Source organism: Mesobacterium pallidum, assembly GCF_019966535.1.
Taxonomy (GTDB): Bacteria; Pseudomonadota; Alphaproteobacteria; order Rhodobacterales; family Rhodobacteraceae; genus Mesobacterium; species Mesobacterium pallidum.
Genome location: NZ_JAIMID010000041.1, coordinates 13,141 through 14,557, shown reverse-complemented (window position 1 = coordinate 14,557; position 1,417 = coordinate 13,141). Strand labels below are relative to the sequence as shown.

Annotated in this window: 3 protein-coding genes; 2 read left to right on the top strand and 1 reads right to left on the bottom strand. The window is 59.7% G+C overall.

Going from position 1 to position 1,417, the window contains the following annotated elements; genetic code table 11:
* Window positions 1-89: 89 nt before the first annotated feature.
* Window positions 90-326 carry a hypothetical protein gene (locus tag MF270_RS27725; RefSeq protein WP_238368812.1) on the bottom strand — a complete coding sequence of 79 codons (237 nt, stop codon included), beginning with the start codon at window positions 324-326 and terminating at the stop codon, window positions 90-92.
* 110 nt (window positions 327-436) lie between these two features.
* On the opposite strand from MF270_RS27725, the gene MF270_RS27720 reads away from it, so the two are divergent.
* Window positions 437-922 carry a hypothetical protein gene (locus MF270_RS27720; RefSeq protein WP_238368811.1) on the top strand — a complete coding sequence of 162 codons (486 nt, stop codon included), beginning with the start codon at window positions 437-439 and terminating at the stop codon, window positions 920-922.
* A gap of 13 nt (window positions 923-935) precedes the next feature.
* Window positions 936-1,337, top strand: coding sequence for a hypothetical protein (locus tag MF270_RS27715; RefSeq protein WP_238368810.1), 402 nt, complete (start codon window positions 936-938; stop codon window positions 1,335-1,337).
* The last annotated feature ends 80 nt before the right edge of the window (window positions 1,338-1,417 follow it).

Sequence of the window (1,417 nt, the reverse complement as noted above, 5' to 3'; positions counted from 1 at the left end):
CTTCCTCTCGCGGGCCAGAAGGGCCGCTTGATCCTTCTTCGATAGTCCCTGCATGGCTCTGTTCATGGTGCCTCCGGCGGTTTCGGGATTCAGTCGTCGTCGTTGTAGTCGGCCAGCGACTGGTGCGCGGCCAGCATCTCGGCCACGTCACCCGAGGCGAGGGCCTTCACGCCGCGCTCGATCTCTGCCTGCATGATGTTGATGGTGAGCTGCATCCCCGGACCCATGTCATGCTCGCGCATCATCTGCTGCCAGCGTTCCTTCTTTTCGGTCACCCGTTTGATCTGATCTGGCAGGGCGTCGGCGAGGGTATACGGTTCGGTCATATGTTCACCTCTGCGGCTGACTTTCTTATCGAATACAGAAAGCACATTCCCTTGACCGGCGCAACCCACTTCATTATCGAATACAGAAAGCGGTAAGAAAGCACGGCAGTATGAGCGACGGTAAGAATGCGGATCACTTCAACGGCAAATGGGCCATCGTCACTGTCGATGACCGCCTGCCGCCGCTGGCCGAACAGATCGCCCGTGCCCGCGCCTTCGGTGTCCGCGAAAGCACCTACGGGCGGCACGACATCTCGGCCCTGCTGATTGACGACGTGACCAGCGTTAAGCGCACGACCAACTGGACTAAGCATCTGCCAATGCGCGCCAAGCTGATCGAGGCCGGGATCATCTGGGAGCTGAAAGGCGACCAGGTATGGTTCTGCACACCCCTGTGCGTCGGGTTCAGCGAGAAGCACGCGCGCGAGACGGTAGAGGGGCTTTGGGCTGGCGGCATGGAGGTCTATGTCCACACGCTCAGGAACAACGGACCTGCATGCTACGCCCCAGGCGACGATCTTACGACGCTGCTTGAGATGGTGGCCTATGAGCAAAACGCGGCGGCGGTTCGATTGAGCCGTGCCCGCAAATCCTGAAATGGAGAGCGGAATGGCTGAGAAAGTAATCTGTGGAGGCGGGGATGGGGCCGGCCATGAGGCGCATTGGCGCGATGACCGGACATGCAGTTTCTGCGGATCGCTGCACCCCGATGAATTCATGACCTATCTGGAGGCATCGACGGACCCGGAAAGTCCGGTGTGGATCGACCAAACGACCAAGCAGTATAAGAGGTATGTGAACGGAACGGACCGTTCCGGCATCGTGAAGTTCTACACTTGGCACATGCCGGATCAGGCGTGGGTGGATCGGGCAAACGATCTGCACCGACACTCCGTCATTGTAAGCCAGAGCAAGATGGCAAGGCACGTAAACTCGGCCTTGACGGAGGCGGGGGTTCCCGTGGCCGATCAGCCCGCCGGTGACGTAGTGTCGTTTCCCGGCAAATCCTGAAACGGAGTCGCACGCGATGACCTGTCTCTGCATCAGCTACAATCAGCCCCAGCCATGGCAGACCGATCAAGGCCGCGCCA